Below are 18,404 nucleotides of genomic sequence, written 5' to 3'. Positions count from 1 at the left end.
GTTTCTTTTTCATGAATCTGCTGATCGTCACTGCCTGTCCGAGCGGCATGGTCACCAGCGTGCTCTGCGCGCGCCTGCTGGAAGCGGCGGCCCTGCGCCTGGGCTGGACCACCCGCGTCGAGGTGCATGATCCCAGGGCGATCGGCTCGCCGCTCACCGAGGAAGACATCGCCGTCGCCGATCTGGTGGTGGTGGTCAAGACCGGCGAACTGGCGCTCGATCGCTTCGCCGGCAAGCGTCTGCTGCAATCCACCCCGGCCGATGCGCTGCAAGACCCGCAGCGCTTCCTCGAAGAGGCCGCCGCGCGTGCCGAGCCGTTCCAGCCGGGGGCGGCCGCACCGGCTGCCGCGTCCGGTGCCCAGCCGCGGTTGGTGGCGGTGACCGCCTGTCCGACCGGGGTGGCCCACACCTTCATGGCCGCCGAGGCTCTGCAGCAGGCCGCCAGGCAGCTCGGCTACGCGCTGCAGGTGGAGACCCGTGGTTCGGTGGGCGCGCGCAATCTGCTCGACGAGGCGGCCATCGCCGCCGCCGACGTAGTGCTGCTGGCTACCGACATCGAGGTGGACACCAGCCGCTTCGCCGGCAAGAAAATCTACCGCTGCGGCACCGGCGTGGCCCTCAAACAGCCGCATCAGACCCTGCGCCGTGCCCTTGAGGAGGCGCTGCCGCAGGTCGGCGTAGGCCCCGCAGCGGCCGCCACACCGGGCAAGGCGGTGAGAAGCGGCCCCTACAAACACCTCTTGACCGGGGTCTCCTACATGCTGCCGATGGTGGTGGCCGGCGGCCTCCTGATCGCTCTGTCGTTCGTCTTCGGCATCGAGGCGTTCAAGGAGGAGGGCAGCCTGGCCGCGGCGCTGATGCGGATCGGCGGCGACACCGCGTTCAAATTGATGGTGCCGGTGCTGGCCGGCTATATCGCCTATTCCATCGCCGACCGTCCCGGTCTCGCGCCGGGGATGATCGGCGGCCTGCTGGCCGGCGAACTGGGCACGGGCTTCATCGGCGGCATCGCCGCTGGCTTTCTCGCCGGCTATTGCTCGCACGCCCTCGGTCGCTGGCTGCGCCTGCCGGCCAGCCTCGAATCGCTCAAGCCGATCCTGCTGATCCCGCTGCTCTCCAGCCTGTTCACCGGGCTGGTGATGATCTATGTGGTCGGTGCGCCGGTGGCCGGCATGCTCGCCGGGCTGACCGACTTTCTCAATGGCATGGGCAGCACCAATGCCGTACTCCTCGGCCTGCTGCTCGGCGGCATGATGTGCATCGACCTGGGCGGGCCGGTCAACAAGGCGGCCTATGCTTTCTCGGTGGGGCTGCTGGCTTCGCAGAGCTACGCGCCGATGGCGGCGACCATGGCGGCCGGCATGGTGCCGCCGCTCGGCATGGCTATTGCCAGCCTGCTGGCCCGCTACAAGTTCGCCCAGGCCGAGCGGCAGGCCGGCAAGGCCGCCGGCATATTGGGGCTGTGCTTCATCTCCGAGGGAGCGATCCCCTTCGCCGCCAAGGACCCGCTGCGGGTGATCCCGGCGAGCGTCGCCGGCGGTGCCCTGACCGGCGCCTTGTCGATGTTCTTCGGTTGCAAGCTGATGGCGCCGCACGGCGGACTGTTCGTGCTGCTGATTCCCAACGCGATCAATCATGCGCTCCTGTACCTACTGGCGATCGTCGCCGGCAGCCTGCTGACCGGGGGGCTGTACGCCGTACTCAAGCGTGGGGAGGTCGCCGAGGTGGCGGCCGCGACGGAGCAGCCCGGCCCGGCGGCCGGTGGCCAGCCCGCCGAGCGGCCATCGGGCCGGCACGCCTGAACTCAGTACTGGACCGCCTGGGTCAGGCCGCCGTCGACCAGCAGGCTGGTGCCGGTGGTGAAGCTGGCGGCCGCGCTGGCCAGAAACAGCGTGGCGTTGGCCACTTCCTCGGGTCGCGCCATGCGGCCCATGGGATTCGCCGCCAGGCACCTGGCGAAGAGTTCCGGCTGCTCGGGCTCGATCCGGCCCCAAACACCATCCTCGAAGTAGACGTTGCCCGGCGAGACCACGTTGACCCGGATATGCTGTTCGGCCAGGCGCGGGGCCAGGCCCTTGCCGTAGTGGATCAGCGCCGCCTTGAGCGCGCCGTAGGGCTCCGCGAAGAGGTCGATCTGCCGGCCGGAGACGCTGGAGACGATCACGATCGCTCCCGCCTCGGACTGCTCGATCCAGGGCAGAGCGGCGTTGACCGGGCCGACGGTGCCGAGCAGGTCGGTCTCGAAGGCCTGCCGCCAGGCCGACAGGCTCTGCCCGCCGGCCAGCGCGCTGACGTTGGGCACGACGATGTCGATTCCGCCCAGGCGCGCCGCCGCGTCTTTCACCCACTGCTCCAGCGCCGCGCCGTCGGTGACGTCGACGGCCTGGCCGAAGGCCTGCGCGCCGAGTTCCCGTTCGGCCTGCGCCACGCCCTGCGGGTCGCGGGCACAGAAGGCCACGCGCGCGCCTTCGCGCAAAAAGCCTTCGACGAGGCAGGGTGGCGGGAACTGCGGAGCCGGTTGGGTCGGCTCCTGCTCGGGAAGGTCAATGATGCTCGCGGGTAGCGCGGAATTTCACTTCCGGCCAGCGCTCTTCCATCAGGTTCAGGTTGACCCGGGTCGGCGCCAGGTAAGTGAGGTGACCGCCGCCGTCGATGGCGATGTTCTCGAAGGCCTTGACCTTGAAGTCCTCGAGCCTCTTCTTGTCGTTGCACTCGATCCAGCGCGCCGACCAGACGTTGACCGCCTCGTAGGCGCACTCGACCTTGTATTCCTCCTTCAGCCGGCTGGCCACCACGTCGAACTGCAGCACGCCGACCGCGCCGAGGATGATGTCGTTGCTGCGCTCGGGGAAGAACACCTGGGTGGCGCCTTCCTCGGCCAGCTCCTGCAGGCCCTGGCGCAACTGCTTGGATTTCAGCGGGTCCTTCAGGCGCACGCGGCGGAACAGTTCTGGGGCGAAATGCGGGATCCCGGTGAAGCCGAGGATCTCGCCCTCGCTGAAGGTGTCGCCGATCTGGATGGTGCCGTGGTTGTGCAAACCGATGATGTCGCCGGCCCAGGCCTCTTCCAGCATCTCGCGCTCGCTGGAAAAGAAGGTCAGCGCGTCGGCGATCTTCAGGTCCTTCTTGATCCGCACGTGGCGCATCTTCATGCCCTTCTCGTACCTGCCCGAGCAGATGCGTAGGAAGGCGATGCGGTCGCGGTGCTTCGGGTCCATATTCGCCTGGATCTTGAACACGAAGCCGGTGAACTTCTCCTCGGTCGGTTCCACCACCCGCTCGTGGGCGGCGCGCGACAGCGGCTGCGGCGCCCAATCGACGATGCAGTCGAGTACTTGGTCGACGCCGAAGTTGCCGAGCGCGGTACCGAAGAACACCGGGGTCATCTCGCCCCTGAGGAAGGCGTCCCGGTCGAATTCGTGGCAGGCGCCTTTCACTAGCTCAAGCTGCTCGGCGAAGCCGTCGTAGAGATCGCCCAGGTGTTCGCGCGCTTCGGCCGAATCCAGCCCCTGGATCACCGGCACCTCAATGCGCTCGTGGCCGTGGCCCGGCACGTAGACGAAGATCTTGTCCGCGGCGAGGTGATAGACGCCTTTGAAGTCCTTGTAGGAGCCGATCGGCCAGGTAATGGGCGCGGCTTTGATCTTCAGCACCGCTTCGATCTCGTCGAGCAGTTCGATGGGGTCGCGGATGTCGCGGTCAAGCTTGTTGATGAAGCTGACGATCGGCGTGTCGCGCAGCCGGCAGACATCCATCAGCGCGATGGTCCGCGGCTCGACGCCCTTGCCGCCGTCGAGCACCATGAGCGCCGAGTCCACCGCGGTCAGGGTACGGTAGGTATCCTCGGAGAAGTCCTCGTGGCCGGGGGTGTCGAGCAGGTTGATCATGTGCTCGCGGTAGGGGAACTGCATCACCGAGGTGGTGATGGAAATGCCGCGTTGCTTCTCCATCTCCATCCAGTCGGAGGTGGCGTGGCGGTCGGACTTGCGCGACTTCACCGTGCCGGCCACGGCGATCGCCTGGCCCATCAGCAGCAGCTTCTCGGTGATGGTGGTCTTGCCCGCGTCGGGGTGGGAGATGATGGCGAAGGTACGGCGCTTGGCGACTTCGGCGGCCTGGGTGGTCATGGACGGAAACCTGGAGCGGAGCGAAAAATGGACGCGAAGTATACAGGATGGCGCCGGCTTCCCCCGTCGTTCGCCAGAGCGATTCCATCTGCCGGGCAATAGTGGAACCGGCTGCCTTGCGACCTGCCGCAGGCAGCCCGAAGCCCGGCGTTCGCGCTGTCGCGCCGATTCGGAACCGGCTAGCCCCGAATGCGGTTACTCAGAAATAGCGCACCACCTGCGCCCAGAGCTGCAGCACGCGGCGTTTGTCGCTCTCGGCGTCCTCGTTGCCCAGCCGCCAGGCCGCCGTGGCGCGGCCCCGTCGGCCATGCGGCGGCCCAGGCGGCGCCGAGCCCCGCGCCGGACAGATGGCAGTGGTTTTCGCCGTCGTCCCAGGTGTCCTTGTGCAGCTACACTTCGCCGTGGTCGACGAAGGTGGAGAGCTGCCAGAAGTCGCTCAGCGCATAGCGCAGCTTCGTTGCCAGGCCTTGGCGGCGTATCCAGCGGCGTGAGCCTGCCGATTTTCGAGGCGGAGCATGTTTCGAAGGTCATGGAACGTGCAGCATTCATGACGTTCTGTCGAAGATTTGCAACGTTCGTCGGTGACAATGTAAAGAGCCGCCTTGCAGGGCAATTTCCGATTGCCGCCTGTGGCATGTGGCCCTAAAGTTCGCGGCCGAACGTCCATGCTGGAAACGATCCATTCGGCTCAAGTACTGACGACGAGACAGCAAGGTCAACTCGCCTTTCCGGTTGGCCTTTTTGCTTTCGGCGACAAGCCTTGGGAAGTAGGCGAACCAAAGTGGGGAAACTGATCAGGCGTTCGAACCCCTTTTTGACCCTTTCCGCGTTTTGCCATTTGGAGTCCGTGCATGTCGATCAAGATCGAAGACTACTACCCACCCGCCACCTTCCAGCGCATGAAGGCCTTCGCCGACAAGCAGGAAACGCCTTTCGTCGTCATCGATACCGAGATCATCGCCAACGCCTACGAGGAACTGGGCGACTGCTTCCCCTTCGCCCGCATCTACTACGCGGTGAAGGCCAACCCGGCGGTGGAGATCATTCGCCTGCTGCGCGACAAGGGTGCGAACTTCGACATCGCCTCGCGCTACGAGCTGGACAAGGTGATGGTCGAAGGTGTTGGTCCCGAGCGCGTCAGCTACGGCAACACCATCAAGAAGGCCAAGGACATCCGCTACTTCTACGAGAGGGGCGTACGCCTGTTCGCCACCGATTCGGAGGCCGACCTGCGCAACATCGCCAAGGCCGCGCCGGGCTCCAAGGTCTACGTGCGCATCCTCACCGAGGGCACCGCGTCGGCCGATTGGCCGCTGTCGCGCAAGTTCGGCTGCCAGCCGGACATGGCCCTGGACCTGATGATCCTCGCTCGCCAACTGGGCCTGGTGCCCTACGGCCTGTCCTTCCACGTGGGCAGCCAGCAGCGCGATATCGACGTCTGGGACGCGGTGATCGCCAAGGTCAAGGTGATCTTCGAGCGCCTCAAGCAGGAAGACGGCATCGAGCTGAAAATGATCAACATGGGTGGCGGTTTCCCGGCCAACTACATCACCAAGACCAACAGCCTGCAGACCTATGCCGAGGAAATCATCCGCTTCCTCAAGGAAGACTTCGGCGAGGAACTGCCGGAGATCATCCTCGAGCCGGGCCGCTCGCTGATCGCCAACGCCGGCATCCTGGTCAGCGAGGTGGTGCTGGTCTCGCGCAAGTCGCGCACCGCCGTGGAGCGCTGGGTGTACACCGACGTGGGCAAGTTCTCCGGTCTGATCGAGACCATGGACGAGGCCATCAAGTACCCGATCTGGACCGAGAAGAAGGGCGAGATGGAAGAGGTGGTGATCGCCGGGCCGACCTGCGACAGCGCCGACATCATGTACGAGAACTACAAGTACGGCTTGCCGCTCAACCTGGCCAGCGGCGACCGCCTGTACTGGCTGTCCACCGGCGCCTATACCACCAGTTACAGCGCCGTGGAGTTCAACGGCTTCCCGCCGCTGAAGTCGTATTATCTATAAGCCTATAAGCTCTGCCCGCCAGTGAAAAACGCCGCGTCCGTCGCGGCGTTTTCGTGTCCGGAGGCGACCTCCAACGCGAACCGATCGCCCGGTTTCCACCTTGCGTGATTCTGGTTGCGAAGCTGGCGCCGGTGTTCGTCGCCATTTCCCCATCGGGGGCTGCGCCATCCTCTCTCGACCTTGATTTTTCGAACCGTCGGCTGCGGCTCCTTGCCGGGGCGCAGTGGGCGACCGCGCCTCCCTACATCTTCGCCCAAGCACACCGCGCCGTTGTTGGGTAGCCATTCTCGCACCGATGGCGATGACCTGACCTTCGCGCCGGAAGTGTCCGCCAGCCTGTGGGCCACGTATCGCTTGCCGTTCGGCCTGACGGTGGGCGGCGGCCTGCAGCATACCAGTCCGGCCTATCTGGGGCGTCCGGACGACGCCAACCGAATCATTGCCAACGGTCTGTGCGGCAAGCTGCCCAGCTATCTACAACCTGATGTTGACGATTTCCAATGTGTTGACGGCGGCTCAGCTATGCCAGTGTCGGGAGGCCTTGGCACGGGCCGCCTGGCATGATGGACGGCAGAGTGCTGGACATGTGGCGATCCGGGCCAAAGCCGACCTGCAGTTGGCCCAAGACGATCCGCTGGTCGCGCGGCTGGGGGGCTGATTCTGGAGCTTCTTGGCGCCGCCCCACGTTTTTTGGCCGCAGCCCTGCGGTTGAAAGTGCTGCCGCCGCGCTTCAATTGCTACACTGGCGGCGGCGTTTACGGCGACTATATCGACAATGCGGTTTTCAGTGTCCCGGGGACGTCGTACCGGGTTCGCAGCGACCTGCCGGCTACCCTGTTCTTGTGCGATCCGGACGAATACGATGGCAGCGAACTGGTGATCCGGGACACCTACGGCACGCAGCGGGTCAAGTTGTCGGCCGGTCACTTGGCGCTCTTATCCCAACACTAGCCGGCATCAGCTCACTCCAGTCACCCGCGGCGCGCGCTACGCCGCGTTCTTCTGGGTCCAGAGCCTGATACGCGAAGACGACCAGCGGACCACGTTGCTGGAGCTGGACGAGTCGATCCAGGCGCTGGCCGCCGAGCGGCCCGACATTCCGCTGCTGGAGCGTCTGACCGGCGTCTATCACAACCTGCTGCGGCACTGGGCGGATACTTGAGGAGCGGACCCGATGCACGACCCCCTGTCCAAGCTGCAGCAGATTCCCGCGAGCATCGCCGCGCTCGCCGACTACGAGTCCTTCGCTCGCGAGCGCATGAGCGAGCAGGTTTGGGCCTACATGGCCGGTGGCGCGGCGGATGAACTGACTCTGCGCGATAACTGCGCGGCCTTCCAACGCCTGCGTCTGCGCAGCCGGGCGCTACCCGACCTGACGGACGGCCATACCCGCCTGGAACTGTTCGGCCAGCGCTTCGAGCAGCCGATCCTGTTGGCACCGGTGGCTTACCAGAAGTTGGTCCACCCGGATGGTGAGCTGGCCACGGTACTGGCGGCCTCGGCGGCGCGCGTCGGAATGGTGGTCAGCACCCAGGCCAGCGTGGCGCTGGAGGACATCGCCCGCCAGGCGCAGACGCCTTTGTGGTTTCAGCTCTACGTGCAGCCCGACCGCGCCTTCACCCGCGAACTGGTGCAGCGCGCCGAGGCGGCCGGTTACCAAGCGCTGGTGGTGACCGTGGATGCGCCGGTCAGCGGCCTGCGCAACCGCGAGCAGCGCGCCGGCTTCGCGCTGCCGGAGGGAGTCGAGGCAGTCAACCTGCGCGGCATGCGCTCGCTGCCGCCGACCACCGCTCGGATCGGCGACAGCCCGCTGTTCGGCGGCCCGCTACTGGCCGTCGCGCCGACTTGGCGGGAACTCGCTTGGCTGCGCTCGCTGACCTGTCTGCCGCTGCTGGTCAAGGGCGTGATGCACCCCGAGGACGCCCGTCGCGCGCTGGCCGAGGGCATCGACGGGATCATCGTCTCCAACCACGGCGGGCGAACCCTGGACACCCAGCCGGCGACTATCGAGGTGCTAGAAGAGATCGCCCGGGTCGTCGAGGGACGGCTGCCCTTGCTGCTGGATGGTGGCGTCCGCCGCGGCACCGACGTGCTCAAGGCCCTGGCCCTGGGCGCCAGTGCGGTGCTGGTGGGGCGGCCCTACGTCTTCGCCCTGGCCACGGCGGGCGCGCCCGGCGTCTGCCATGCGCTGCAATTGCTGCGTGCCGAGCTGGAGGTCGCCATGGCCCTGACCGGCTGCCGGACCCTGGCCGATATCGGCCCCGATCTGCTCTGGCGGCCGGGGCGCTGATCCGCCCCTGCACCGGGCGATCGCCTCGGCGCCGGACTTTCGCGTTTCCCTTGCAGGCGCGAACTCGTTCGCGATCCGGGGGAACGGGGTTTCGGGCTACCTTCGGTAGGTCGCGGCGGATGGCCGCCGCGATGATCCGCTCTTACCCGAAAGCGCCACCTTGCAACGCCGGACGTTCGGCACTCTCCCTGTAGAAGCGGGTTCGTTCGCGACCGGCGTGGAGCACGAGGTTTCCGTTGTCCGCAACTTTGACATCCTCCCCTCCCTCTCGCTGACGCTCGCCGCCCGAAGGGCGGAAAGGAAGGGGATTCCTACCGTGTTCAGCCCACCCGGGCCGACTCACCTCGGTGGGTTCCTGCTGCTGGCGGCATTACCGCACCACTCACTTCACAGGCGAACCGGGCGTGTCCCGCCCTTAGCACATTGAGCGCGCCGACCACATCGGCGTTTTCCTCGAAACCGCATGCCACACACTCGAACCTGGCTTGCGTCTGGCGGTTGTCCGCCGACACATGCCCGCAGCACGGACAGGTGCGGCTCGTGTTCCGTGGCGGCACGGCAACGAGCCAGCCGCCGTTCCATGCCAGCTTGTAGTCCAGTTGACGGCGGAACTCGAACCAGCCCTGATCGAGGATGGATTTGTTCAGGCCGGACTTGGCCCGAACATTTCTCCCCGGCTTCTCGGTATTGCCTGCCGCCGATCTGGACATGTTCCGCACCTGCAAGTCCTCGATACACACCATCGCGTGGTTTTGGCTGATAGTCGTTGAGGCTTTGTGCAGGTAATCGCGGCGGGCGTTGCCGATGCGCGAGTGAATCTTCTGGACGCGGCCCTTCGCCTTCTTCCAGTTGTTGCTGAATTGGGTTTTGCGGCCCATCGCCTGCTGCGCCTTGCGCAGGGCCGTCTCGTGTCGCTTGAAACTGTGGAGCGGGGCATGGAACGTGCCATCCGACAGGGTGGCAAACCGCGCCACGCCCAGGTCGATACCGACCGCGCCACCGTTCGGGATGGGCTGCGCAACCTCGCGCTCGCTCTGGACCGACACGAACCACTTGCCGCAGGACTGGCTGACGGTGACGTTCTTCACTGTCCCCAGCACGTCCCGGCTGTTGCGATAACGCAGCCAGCCGAGCTTGGGCAGGAAGATTCGGCTGTTGGTCTGGTCGAGCTTGATCTGTTTCGGGTCGGGGTAGCGGAAACTGTCGGACCGCCCCTTCTTCTTGAAACGCGGGAAGTCGGCCCGCTGGGCGAAGAAGTTGGCGTAGGCCCGCTCCAGATCCTTGAGCGCCTGTTGCAACGGATGAACCGGCGCATCCGCCAGCCATGCCGTCTCCGGATCATGCCGCCATTCCGTGAGCCGCTTGCACAGCCCGGCATAGCCGAGCTTCTTCTCGCCGTGCTCGTGGCGCTCCTACTGCAACGCCAGCGCCTTGTTGAACACGAACCGGCACGAGCCAGCGAAGCGGCGCATTTGCCGCTCCTGCTGGCCGTCTGGCCTGAGTTCAAATTTGAAGGCTTGAAGGCGTTGCATTACCCAATCATACTCTTGGTCTATGAGCGATGACAACGATATACGGCACGGTCGGCACTGCGTTTTCAAGATGCACGTCCATTTGGTCTTTGTGGCGAAATACCGTCGCAGCGTGTTCGATGGCGATGCCATCGAGCGGTTGCGTACCATCTTTGCCAAGGTCTGCGCCGACTTCGAGGCCAGCCTGATCGAGATGGACGGCGAGGACGATCACGTTCACCTGTTGGTGGAATACCCACCGAAGGTGGCCGTGTCCAGTCTGGTGAACAGCCTCAAAGGCGTTTCCAGCCGCCTGCTGCGCAAGGAACGGCCCGACATCCAGAAACGCTACTGGAAGGGCGTGCTGTGGTCGCCGTCCTACTTCGCCTCATCTTGTAGCGGCGCACCGATCTCCATCGTGCGCCAGTACATCGAACAGCAGCAGACGCCGCACTGACCCAAGGACGGCTACGCCGTCCGCGCTATCCTTCACCGCCCTGAAGGGCGAGGCTTGCCGAGCACCGGGTCAGTAAAGGTCGCGGCGGTAACGTCCGGCCTCGCGCAGGCGTTTTACCTCGGCACCGCCGAGCAGGCCGTGGAGCAGGGCGTCGACCTCGCTGCCCATGCCCTGCAGGCTGCCGCAGACCAGCAGGCTGGCGCCATGAGCCAGCCAGGCGCGCAACTCGTCGGCGGCCTCGCGCAGCAGGTGCTGGACATAGACCGGTGTGGCCTGGTCGCGGGAGAAGGCCAGGTCCAGGCGCGCCAGATGGCCGTCGTGCCGCCAGACCTCCAGTTCCTCGGCGAAGAAACGGTCGTGGGCGGCGTTACGTTCGCCGTACAGCAGCCAGTGGCCGTGCCGGCCCAGACGCTCGCGTTCGCGCAGATGGGCACGCAGGCTGGCCAGGCCGGTGCCGTTGCCGATCAGGATCAGCGGACCGCCATCGGCGGGCAGACGGAAGCCGGGGTTGGCGCGCACGCGCAGATCGATGGTCGTGCCGGGGGAAGCATGGTGGCACAGCCAGCCGGAGCCGAGGCCGAGGCGGCCGTCGGGGTGCCGCATCTGCCGTACCAGCAGTTCGAGACGGCCGTCGCCGGGCAGCGAGGCGATGGAGTATTCGCGGTGCGGCAGTCGTGGCAGCCGCTCCAGCAGTTCCGCGGCGGACAGCCCGGCCAGTTCGCGGGCATCCTCCGGCAACTGGCGGCGAGCCAGGTGCCAGGTCAGCGGGCGGCTGTCGCTCTGGAATTCTCCGCCGTCCAGGCCGAGGCGTTCGAGTAGGACGGCGACTCGTTCGGCTGGCAGGCACGGACCTACCTCGGCGATGTCGCCGGCCCGCCAGTCGGCGGCGCTGTCGTTCGGGACCAGGTGCAGGTGGAACACCGGCGCGCCCTGGCTGCCGGGGTTGAGGCACTGGCGCCGGATCAATGTCCAGGGCTGATAGTCGACTTCCTGCCAGTCGTCGAAGCGGGTATCGCCGGCGAGTTGGCCGAGCTGCCGCTGCCAGCGGCGCAACACCGCCGGGTCGGCGCGGTCGGCCTCCAGGCGGTCGAACAGCGGCGTGGCGCCTAACTCACGCAGGCGCCGGTCGAGGCGCTGGGCGAAGGCGCAGAAATGCGCATGCCGGCGATCGCCGAGGCCCAGCACGGCATATTCCAGCGCGCGCAGGTCGGGACGTTCGCCGGACAGCCGGCGCTCGAAGCGCTCCGCGTGGTCGGGTGCTTCGCCGTCGCCATAGGTGCTAGCCACCAGCAGCAGGCGCATCGGTTGCGCCAGCCCTCGCAGGTCAAGCGCCTCCAGCGGCAGGGCCTGGGCAGGCAGGCCGGCGTCGCGCAGTTGGGCGGCGCTGCGCTCGGCGATGGCCCGCGCCTGACCGCCCTGGCTGGCATAGGCGACCGGCAGGCCGTCGCCGGGGCGGGTGTCATCGCGCCCGGCCCGCCATTGTCGCCAGCCGTGCAGGCAGACGCCTAGCCAGGCGAGGACGGCCAGCAGGGCGGAAAGCTCGCGGGAAGGTTGCAGCCACGGCAGCAGGGCGACGAGCGCCAGGCCGACGAGGAGAAGGAACGGCTTCAGGGTCGTGGGCTCCGCGGCATGAGGCGACGGCGGCAAGACGTCGCGAGCAAGGACTTGGCGTCCTCCCCGCTCCCCATGAGGTGGACGATGCCGCCGGCCCGTCCACCCTACCGGCTGTCGCGGACCGCTTAGGGGGTCAGCACTTCCAGGGTCGCACTGTACACCGCACGTCGCTCGGTGACCGGCTTGGCGACGCCTTCCGTACTGCTCAACTCGGCCTCCAGCCAATACATGCCGGCGCTCGGCCAGGTGATACTGACCTTGCCTTGAGCGTCGGTCTTCGCCTTGATCTCGCCGGTTTCGTCGCGATAGCGGCTGCCGCCGGGGATCAGGGTGATCTCCAGGTCCTTGGCCGGCTTGCCGTCGAGCAGGAAACCGAATTCGGCGGCCTCGCCGGAAACCAGGTCGTTGGGATGGGTGACCGGCACCAGCTCCAGCCCCTGGTTGGTGGGCTTGAGCACGGTATCGGTGGGGTTGCCGGAGGTGACGAAGACCTCCATGCGGTTGCTGATCTGCACCACCTTCAGATCCTCGGCCTTGGCCGGTACATCCTTGTCCAGATCCTCGGCCTTGCCCATCCAGCGGCGCGGCTGGCCGTTCTCTTTCCAGGAGGCCATCAGGCCGCTGTTGGCCACCGCCAGTTTATAGGTGCCCTTCTGGGTCAGGTGCACATCGAACGTGCTGCGGTAGCGGCCGCGATTGCCGTTCTCGGGTTTCACCTCGCTGCCGTCGGGGGCCAGCACCAGCAGTTTGTTGGGCGGGCGGCGCATCGGCGGCTGGCCACCAGGAGCATCCGGGCCGCCGGGCTGGCCGGCCTGCGCGGCGAGCTTGCCGTCGGGGCCGCCCTGCGGCGCTGGAGCGGGCGGCGGCAGTTGCGGTTTGCCGATGCCTTCCAGTTGCAGCGGAAAGTGGTCGAAATAGAACAGGTTGTTGGATACCGCGGCGTCCACGGTGATCCAGGGGTCTTCTCCGGACAGCACGGTGGCGGAAGGCAGCATCCAGACGCGGTGGGCATGAGCGGACAGCGGCAGGCAGGCGGCGAGGGCCAGAGCGGTCCATTTGAAGATCGGTTTCATGGTGGCTTCCTTGGTCAGGGTTTCAACTGGAGGGTGACGGTACCCAGTTCGCTCTTGCCCTGAGCCTGGTGCTGCTCGGCCTGCCGGGGAGGCCAGGCGAAGGGGACGCGCAGCAGCTCGCGGCCGCCGACCTCGCGCGCCGCCTCGACCACCAGGCTGTATTCGCCGGCCGGCAGATTCTTGAGTTGGGCGCTGTCGCCGCCGAAGGTCAGGTTGTGGGTGCCGACCGCGCGGGTCGCGCCGCTGACGCCATCGACCGGCAGTTCGAGGCCGCGGCCGCTGCGGCGCCACCACTGGCGCAGGTCCTTGAGCCACTTCTCGCCTTCCTTGTCCTTCATCTTCAGGTCGTACCAGACCGCCAGGTCGGCGACGTGCTGCTGGTCGGGTTTTTCCAGCCAAATGGCGACGTAGGGGCGATGGTACTCGGCGACCTCAAGGCGGGGGATTTCCACGCCGATCTGCAGTTCGGCGGCGAAGGCAGGGGCGGCGAGCAGCGAGCAGAGGGGGGGCAGCAAGCGTTTGCGCATGGGCATGATCCTTCAATGGATGAACAGCAGGGCGATCAACAATGGCAGCAGCAGGCCGAGGCCGGTCAGTGGCCAGGTACTCGGCCGTGCGCCGGCCTGGCGTTGCAGGAGCAGCAGGCCGGTCAAGCTGAAAACCACGCAGGCCGCGGCGAAGATGTCGATGAACCAGCTCCAGGCGATGCCCGCATGGCGACCCTTGTGCAGGTCGTTCAGGTAGGCGATCCAGCCGCGGTCGGTGTCCTCGTACTCCACTTCGCCCGACTTCAGGTCGAGGCTCAGCCAGGCGTCACCGCCCGGACTCGGCAGGCCGACGTACAGTTCGTCCTCCGTCCACTCGGCTTCGCGTCCGTCCAGGCGGATGTCCAATTCTTCCTCCAACCAGTCGCGCAGCGCGGCCGGCAGGCCGTTTTCCAGCGTCTCGGCGTGCAGCGTGGCGAGCAGTTCCTCGGGCAAATGGGCGCTGCGGTTTTCCACCCGTGGCTTGCTCTCGATCTGTGCGGCGTGGTTGAGGGTGATGCCGCTGACGGCGAATAGCAGCATGCTGGCCAGACAGAGGGCGGAGCTGATCCAGTGCCATTGACGTAGGGTGCCGAGCCAGAAAGTGCGGGGCATGAAGGGCTTCTGTTCGGAGAGGTCGAAATTCCGGCGGATTCTAGGGCGGCCCGTGCGATTTATGCGAAAAATTTACCAATAATATACGTTCGTGTTTACACCTCGGCTCGCCGCCGGAGGCGCGTGGCAAGCCACATCCGCGCGGCGGCTCCGGCGTGGACGCCGGCCTTTCGTTCAGCAGGCCGTCGCCTCCAGCTCGGTGCAGCGCCGGGTGTAGGCTTCGGCGATGTCGGCGACTTCCGCGACAGCGGCCCGGCGCAGTTCGTCGCAGGCCTTGCGCAGGAATTTCAGGTGACCGAGGGCGAGGGCTTCGCACAGCCAGTGGCGGGCCTCGTCCCAGCGGCCCAGGCCTATCAGTACCGTCGCGTAGCTGAACTGGCCGCGGAAATCGCCGGCCTCGGCGGAGCGCCGGTAGCATTCGAAGGCGGCCTGCGGGTCGGCGCGGACTACCCGGCCTTCCTCGTAGTAGCGCCCGACCAGATTCATCGACTTGGCGTGCCCCTGCGCGGCGGCACGTCGATACCAGGCGAAGGCCTGCTCCTCGTCGCGCTCGACCCCGCGGCCGGTGGCGAGCAGGTTGGCGTAGTTGTACATGCCCCAGTCGAGGCCGCGTGTGGCCGCCTCGCAGTAATGCCGGGCGGCGGCGACTTCGTCGACGGGGCCGCCCCAGCCCAGTTCGCAGCAGCGCCCCAGCATGTTGCTGGCCATGGCGTGCCCTTTGCGGGCGGCGATCTCGAACCAGTCGCGGGCCAGCACCGCGTCGCGCTGGATACCGAGGCCATCGAGCAGGATCTGGCCGAGCAGGGCCTGGGCCTCCAGTTCGCCGGCGCCCGCCGCGGCGAGAATCCAGCGCGCCGCCTGACGCGGATCGTCGGCCAGGCTGCGGCCTAGCCGTTCGAGGTCGGGGGTTTCGGTGCGGCGGAGGATGAAGCTCATGGCCATTCGCTCACACTTCGCCCCAGCGGCGCAGCAGGTTGTGGTAGTTGCCGGTCAACTGGACCAGCGCCGGGTGATCCGGCACGTCGCGCGACAGGCTCTGGATCGCCTGGTCCATCTCGTACAGCAGGCTGCGCTGGGAGTCCTCGCGGACCAAGCTCTGCGTCCAGAAGAAGGAGGCGTAGCGCGCGCCGCGGCTGACCGGCGTGACCTGGTGGATGCTGGTGGCCGGGTAAAGCACCAGATCGCCGGCCGGCAGCTTGACCCGCTGCGAGCCGTAGGTGTCCTGGATCACCAGCTCGCCGCCGTCGTATTCGTCCGGATCGCTGAAGAACAGGGTGGAGGAAAGGTCGGTGCGTACCCGCTCGGCGGAGCCGCGTACCTGGCGCACGGCGTTGTCGATGTGGAAGCCGAAGGTGCCGCCGTCGGTATAGCAGTTGAACAGCGGCGGATAGACCTTATGCGGCAGCGCGGCGGACATGAATTGCGGGTTTTGCCACAGGCGTTCGAGCATGGCGCTGGCGATCTCCCGCGCCAGTGGGTCGTCCTCGGCGAGCTGCAGGTTGTGCTTGGTGCGCGCCGACTGATAGCCCGCGGTCACCTTGCCGTCGAGCCATTGCGCCTGCTCCAGTGCCTGGCGAATGCGCCGGACCTCGTCGCGGGAAAACACTCCCGGTATGTGTAGCAGCATGCTGGCCGGTTCCTATTAATCGAGAATATATATCAAATGATATTTTCTTCTATTTGCTAGGTAAATGGTACGAAAGGTAAAGATTGAAAATTCATCGAATGCAAAAATTGTGTCTATTGATTTCGAGAATTGTTCTCGATTAGAGTGCGCACCGTTCGTTCGCTAGGGGAAACGAAATGTCGCGTATCAATGAGCGCTCGGCCGCCACGCCGTGCGTGCTGGCTTCCGCATTGGGAGTCATGACGGCCTTCAGTTCGATCGGCGGGCTGCGTGCCGAGGAAGTGTCGCAGAAGAAACCGACGGAAAAGGATGCCGAGAAGCAGAGCGTCGTGTCGATGGAGGCGGACAGCATCGTCGACGAGCGGGAGGGCGAGTACAAGGTCGAGTCGGCTTCGAAGAAATTCACCGCGCCGCTGCGCGAGACGCCCAAATCGGTCACCATCATTTCCAAGCAGGTCATCGAGGATACCGGTTCGCTGAGCCTGGTCGACGCCCTACGCACCACCTCCGGCATCACCTTCGGTGCCGGCGAGGGCGGCAACCCGGCGGGCGACCGGCCGATCATTCGTGGCTTCAACGCCGAGAGCGACACCTTCATCGACGGCCTGCGCGACGTCGCCTCGCAGACCCGCGAGATTTTCAATATTGAGCAGATCGAGGTGAGCAAGGGGCCGGGCTCGGCCTATACCGGCGCCGGCTCCACCGGCGGCAGCGTGAACATGATCACCAAGACCGCCAAGCGCAACGATTTCCTCGATATCAGCCAGACTTTCGGCTCGGACCAGACCCGTCGTTCCACCCTGGACTTCAACCGGATGCTGACCAACCAGATCGGCTTCCGCCTGAACCTTATGAAGCACGACGCCAACGTCGCCGGCCGCGAAGGGGTGGACGTCAGCCGCTGGGGTGTGGCGCCGACCATCACCTTCGGCTTCGACACCCCGACCCGCGCGACTTTCTCCTACTATCACGTGGAGGCCGACGACATGCCGGATTACGGCATTCCGCTGAGCCCGGCCGGTACCGGTTCGGTGCGCCGTCCGGTGGGTCACAAGGACGCCTTCTACGGCCTGAGCAGTCGCGACTTCCGGGAAAGCAGCACCGATTCGGGCACCTTCAAGATCGAGCACGATCTCGCCGACAACGTGACGATCTCCAACTCCTTCCGCCAAGTGCGCACCACCCTCGACTATATCGCCACCAACCCGAACGACTCCGCAGTCGGGAATATCGAGCAGGGACTGGTGTGGCGCTCGCCGAAAAGCCGCAACTCCACTTCGGAAGGCTGGGTGAACCAAACCGATATCCGGGCGAAGTTCAAGACCGGCTTCATCGAGCACACCATGGTGGGCGGCATCGAGATCACCGACCAGGATGTGCACAACCGGCCCTATGCCTTCACCCAGGGAGCCGCAGGTCGGGTCTGTACCTCGGCGCTGCTGGCCTCGGGCGACTGTACGACCCTGAACAACCCGACCTACAAGGATTCCTGGTCGGGGTATTACACCGAAGGTCTAGCCTATACCGACACCGATACCCAGACCAAGTCCGGCTACCTGTTCGATACCCTCAAGTTCAACGACCAATGGTCGCTGAACCTCGGCCTGCGCTACGACGACTTCGAGACCAAGTCTTCGGGCTACTCCACGGGTGGCCGTGGCCAGGCGGTGGGCGACTTCAAGCGCGAGAACAACAACAACTTCTGGAGCCACCAGTTGGGCGTGGTTTTCAACCCGCTGCCCAACGGCAGTATCTACGTGGCCTGGTCGACCTCGCGCAACCCGGTCGGCGAGACTTCCGGCGAGGGGGCCGACAGCATCAGCAACGCCACCAAGGATCTCGAGCCGGAACGCAACCGCAACATCGAGCTGGGTACCAAGTGGGAGTTCTTCGACGGTGGCCTGGCACTGGATTCGGCGATCTTCAAGACCAAGAAGTCCAATGCACGGGTCACCGATCAGGATGGCCGGACGCAGAACATGGGCGAGGTCGAGATTAAGGGCTTCGAGCTGGGTGTCAGCGGGCGGCTCAGCCGCGAATGGCAGATCTTCGCCAACTACACTTACCTCGATAGCGAAATCGTCGACGGCGGTGTGGTCAACGGCGTCGATGGCGCCAACGACGGCAACGAGAACCCCAGCACGCCGGAGAACAGCTTCAGCTTGTGGAGTACCTACCAGTTGTTCCCCTTCCTGACCGTCGGCGGCGGCGCCAACTACGTGGACTCACGTTACGGCGACGCCGCCAACACGGCCCTGGTGTCCAGTTACTGGCGCTACGACGCCATGGCCAACCTGAAGGTGAGCAAGAGCCTCGACCTGCAGTTGAACGTGCAGAACCTGACTGACAAGCGCTACTTCGACCAGATCTATCCGACCCACATGGCCCACGTGGCGCCGGGGCGTACCGTGCTGCTGGCCACCAGCCTGCACTTCTGAGAGGGCTGCGAAGCCACCGGAGGCCGCCCGCGGGCGGTCTTCGCGCATCTGGTCGGCAGGTTGAGTAAAGCCGGTTTGTTGCAAAAAGCTCTCGAATAGAATCCTCTCACACT

14 protein-coding genes and 2 pseudogenes are annotated in these 18,404 nt (G+C 65.8%); 7 read left to right on the top strand and 9 right to left on the bottom strand.

Annotation, left to right across the window (positions count from 1 at the left end; all coding sequences use genetic code 11):
• Positions 1 to 11 precede the first annotated feature (11 nt).
• Complete coding sequence (locus tag ACGI6K_RS16430; protein WP_376943552.1) at positions 12 to 1,802, top strand: PTS fructose-like transporter subunit IIB; 1,791 nt, start codon at positions 12 to 14, stop codon at positions 1,800 to 1,802.
• A 2-nt stretch (positions 1,803 to 1,804) separates the two neighbouring features.
• On the opposite strand, the gene ACGI6K_RS16425 is transcribed toward ACGI6K_RS16430, so the two are convergent.
• Positions 1,805 to 2,548 carry an SDR family NAD(P)-dependent oxidoreductase gene (locus ACGI6K_RS16425; protein WP_377969280.1) on the bottom strand — a complete coding sequence of 248 codons (744 nt, stop codon included), beginning with the start codon at positions 2,546 to 2,548 and terminating at the stop codon, positions 1,805 to 1,807.
• Complete coding sequence (locus ACGI6K_RS16420; RefSeq protein ID WP_376943554.1) at positions 2,544 to 4,127, bottom strand: peptide chain release factor 3; 1,584 nt, start codon at positions 4,125 to 4,127, stop codon at positions 2,544 to 2,546. Before ACGI6K_RS16420 ends, ACGI6K_RS16425 begins: the two co-directional genes overlap by 5 nt.
• A gap of 851 nt (positions 4,128 to 4,978) precedes the next feature.
• Between ACGI6K_RS16420 and ACGI6K_RS16415 the strand changes: the two genes are divergently transcribed.
• From ACGI6K_RS16415 to ACGI6K_RS16400, 4 genes and pseudogenes are all read left to right on the top strand, one after another.
• Positions 4,979 to 6,142: a type III PLP-dependent enzyme gene (locus ACGI6K_RS16415; RefSeq protein ID WP_376943555.1), complete on the top strand. Its 1,164-nt coding sequence runs from the start codon at positions 4,979 to 4,981 to the stop codon at positions 6,140 to 6,142.
• 273 nt (positions 6,143 to 6,415) lie between these two features.
• Positions 6,416 to 6,706, top strand: a complete 291-nt coding sequence (locus tag ACGI6K_RS16410; protein WP_376943565.1) for a hypothetical protein — start codon at positions 6,416 to 6,418, stop codon at positions 6,704 to 6,706.
• Positions 6,624 to 7,304 (top strand): annotated as a pseudogene (locus ACGI6K_RS16405) (Fe2+-dependent dioxygenase). The gene ACGI6K_RS16410 and the pseudogene ACGI6K_RS16405 overlap by 83 nt, the downstream one beginning before the upstream one ends.
• 12 nt (positions 7,305 to 7,316) lie before the next feature.
• Complete coding sequence (locus ACGI6K_RS16400; protein WP_376943557.1) at positions 7,317 to 8,432, top strand: alpha-hydroxy acid oxidase; 1,116 nt, start codon at positions 7,317 to 7,319, stop codon at positions 8,430 to 8,432.
• A 320-nt stretch (positions 8,433 to 8,752) separates the two neighbouring features.
• Here ACGI6K_RS16400 and ACGI6K_RS16395 read toward each other — a convergent pair.
• Positions 8,753 to 9,964 (bottom strand): annotated as a pseudogene (locus ACGI6K_RS16395) (RNA-guided endonuclease InsQ/TnpB family protein).
• A 22-nt stretch (positions 9,965 to 9,986) separates the two neighbouring features.
• Here ACGI6K_RS16395 and tnpA point away from each other — a divergent pair.
• On the top strand, positions 9,987 to 10,400 hold the full coding sequence (gene tnpA / locus ACGI6K_RS16390) for an IS200/IS605 family transposase (RefSeq protein ID WP_377968727.1): 414 nt from the start codon (positions 9,987 to 9,989) through the stop codon (positions 10,398 to 10,400).
• A gap of 69 nt (positions 10,401 to 10,469) precedes the next feature.
• Here the strand turns inward: tnpA and ACGI6K_RS16385 are convergent, their stop codons facing one another.
• The 6 genes from ACGI6K_RS16385 to ACGI6K_RS16360 form a co-directional block, all read right to left on the bottom strand.
• Positions 10,470 to 12,011: a sulfite reductase subunit alpha gene (locus ACGI6K_RS16385; RefSeq protein ID WP_376948717.1), complete on the bottom strand. Its 1,542-nt coding sequence runs from the start codon at positions 12,009 to 12,011 to the stop codon at positions 10,470 to 10,472.
• A 128-nt stretch (positions 12,012 to 12,139) separates the two neighbouring features.
• Positions 12,140 to 13,087 (bottom strand): DUF4198 domain-containing protein, encoded by a 948-nt coding sequence (locus tag ACGI6K_RS16380; RefSeq protein ID WP_376948698.1) that lies wholly within the window; start codon positions 13,085 to 13,087, stop codon positions 12,140 to 12,142.
• Positions 13,088 to 13,101: 14 nt separating this feature from the next.
• On the bottom strand, positions 13,102 to 13,614 hold the full coding sequence (locus tag ACGI6K_RS16375; RefSeq protein ID WP_376948696.1) for a DUF2271 domain-containing protein: 513 nt from the start codon (positions 13,612 to 13,614) through the stop codon (positions 13,102 to 13,104).
• Positions 13,615 to 13,626: 12 nt separating this feature from the next.
• Positions 13,627 to 14,265, bottom strand: coding sequence for a PepSY-associated TM helix domain-containing protein (locus tag ACGI6K_RS16370; RefSeq protein ID WP_376948715.1), 639 nt, complete (start codon positions 14,263 to 14,265; stop codon positions 13,627 to 13,629).
• Positions 14,266 to 14,400: 135 nt separating this feature from the next.
• The gene (locus tag ACGI6K_RS16365) at positions 14,401 to 15,162 is read right to left on the bottom strand and encodes a tetratricopeptide repeat protein (protein WP_376948694.1); all 762 of its coding nucleotides are present in this window, start codon (positions 15,160 to 15,162) and stop codon (positions 14,401 to 14,403) included.
• A 10-nt stretch (positions 15,163 to 15,172) separates the two neighbouring features.
• On the bottom strand, positions 15,173 to 15,853 hold the full coding sequence (locus tag ACGI6K_RS16360) for a Fe2+-dependent dioxygenase (protein ID WP_376948692.1): 681 nt from the start codon (positions 15,851 to 15,853) through the stop codon (positions 15,173 to 15,175).
• Positions 15,854 to 16,029: 176 nt separating this feature from the next.
• On the opposite strand from ACGI6K_RS16360, the gene ACGI6K_RS16355 reads away from it, so the two are divergent.
• Complete coding sequence (locus tag ACGI6K_RS16355) at positions 16,030 to 18,291, top strand: TonB-dependent receptor (protein WP_376948691.1); 2,262 nt, start codon at positions 16,030 to 16,032, stop codon at positions 18,289 to 18,291.
• Positions 18,292 to 18,404 lie beyond the last annotated feature (113 nt).

The sequence above is a fragment of the Azorhizophilus paspali genome (genome assembly GCF_043587585.2).
In the GTDB taxonomy this organism is placed as follows: domain Bacteria; phylum Pseudomonadota; class Gammaproteobacteria; order Pseudomonadales; family Pseudomonadaceae; genus Azotobacter; species Azotobacter paspali.
This window is presented reverse-complemented; position numbering and strand designations above follow the sequence as displayed.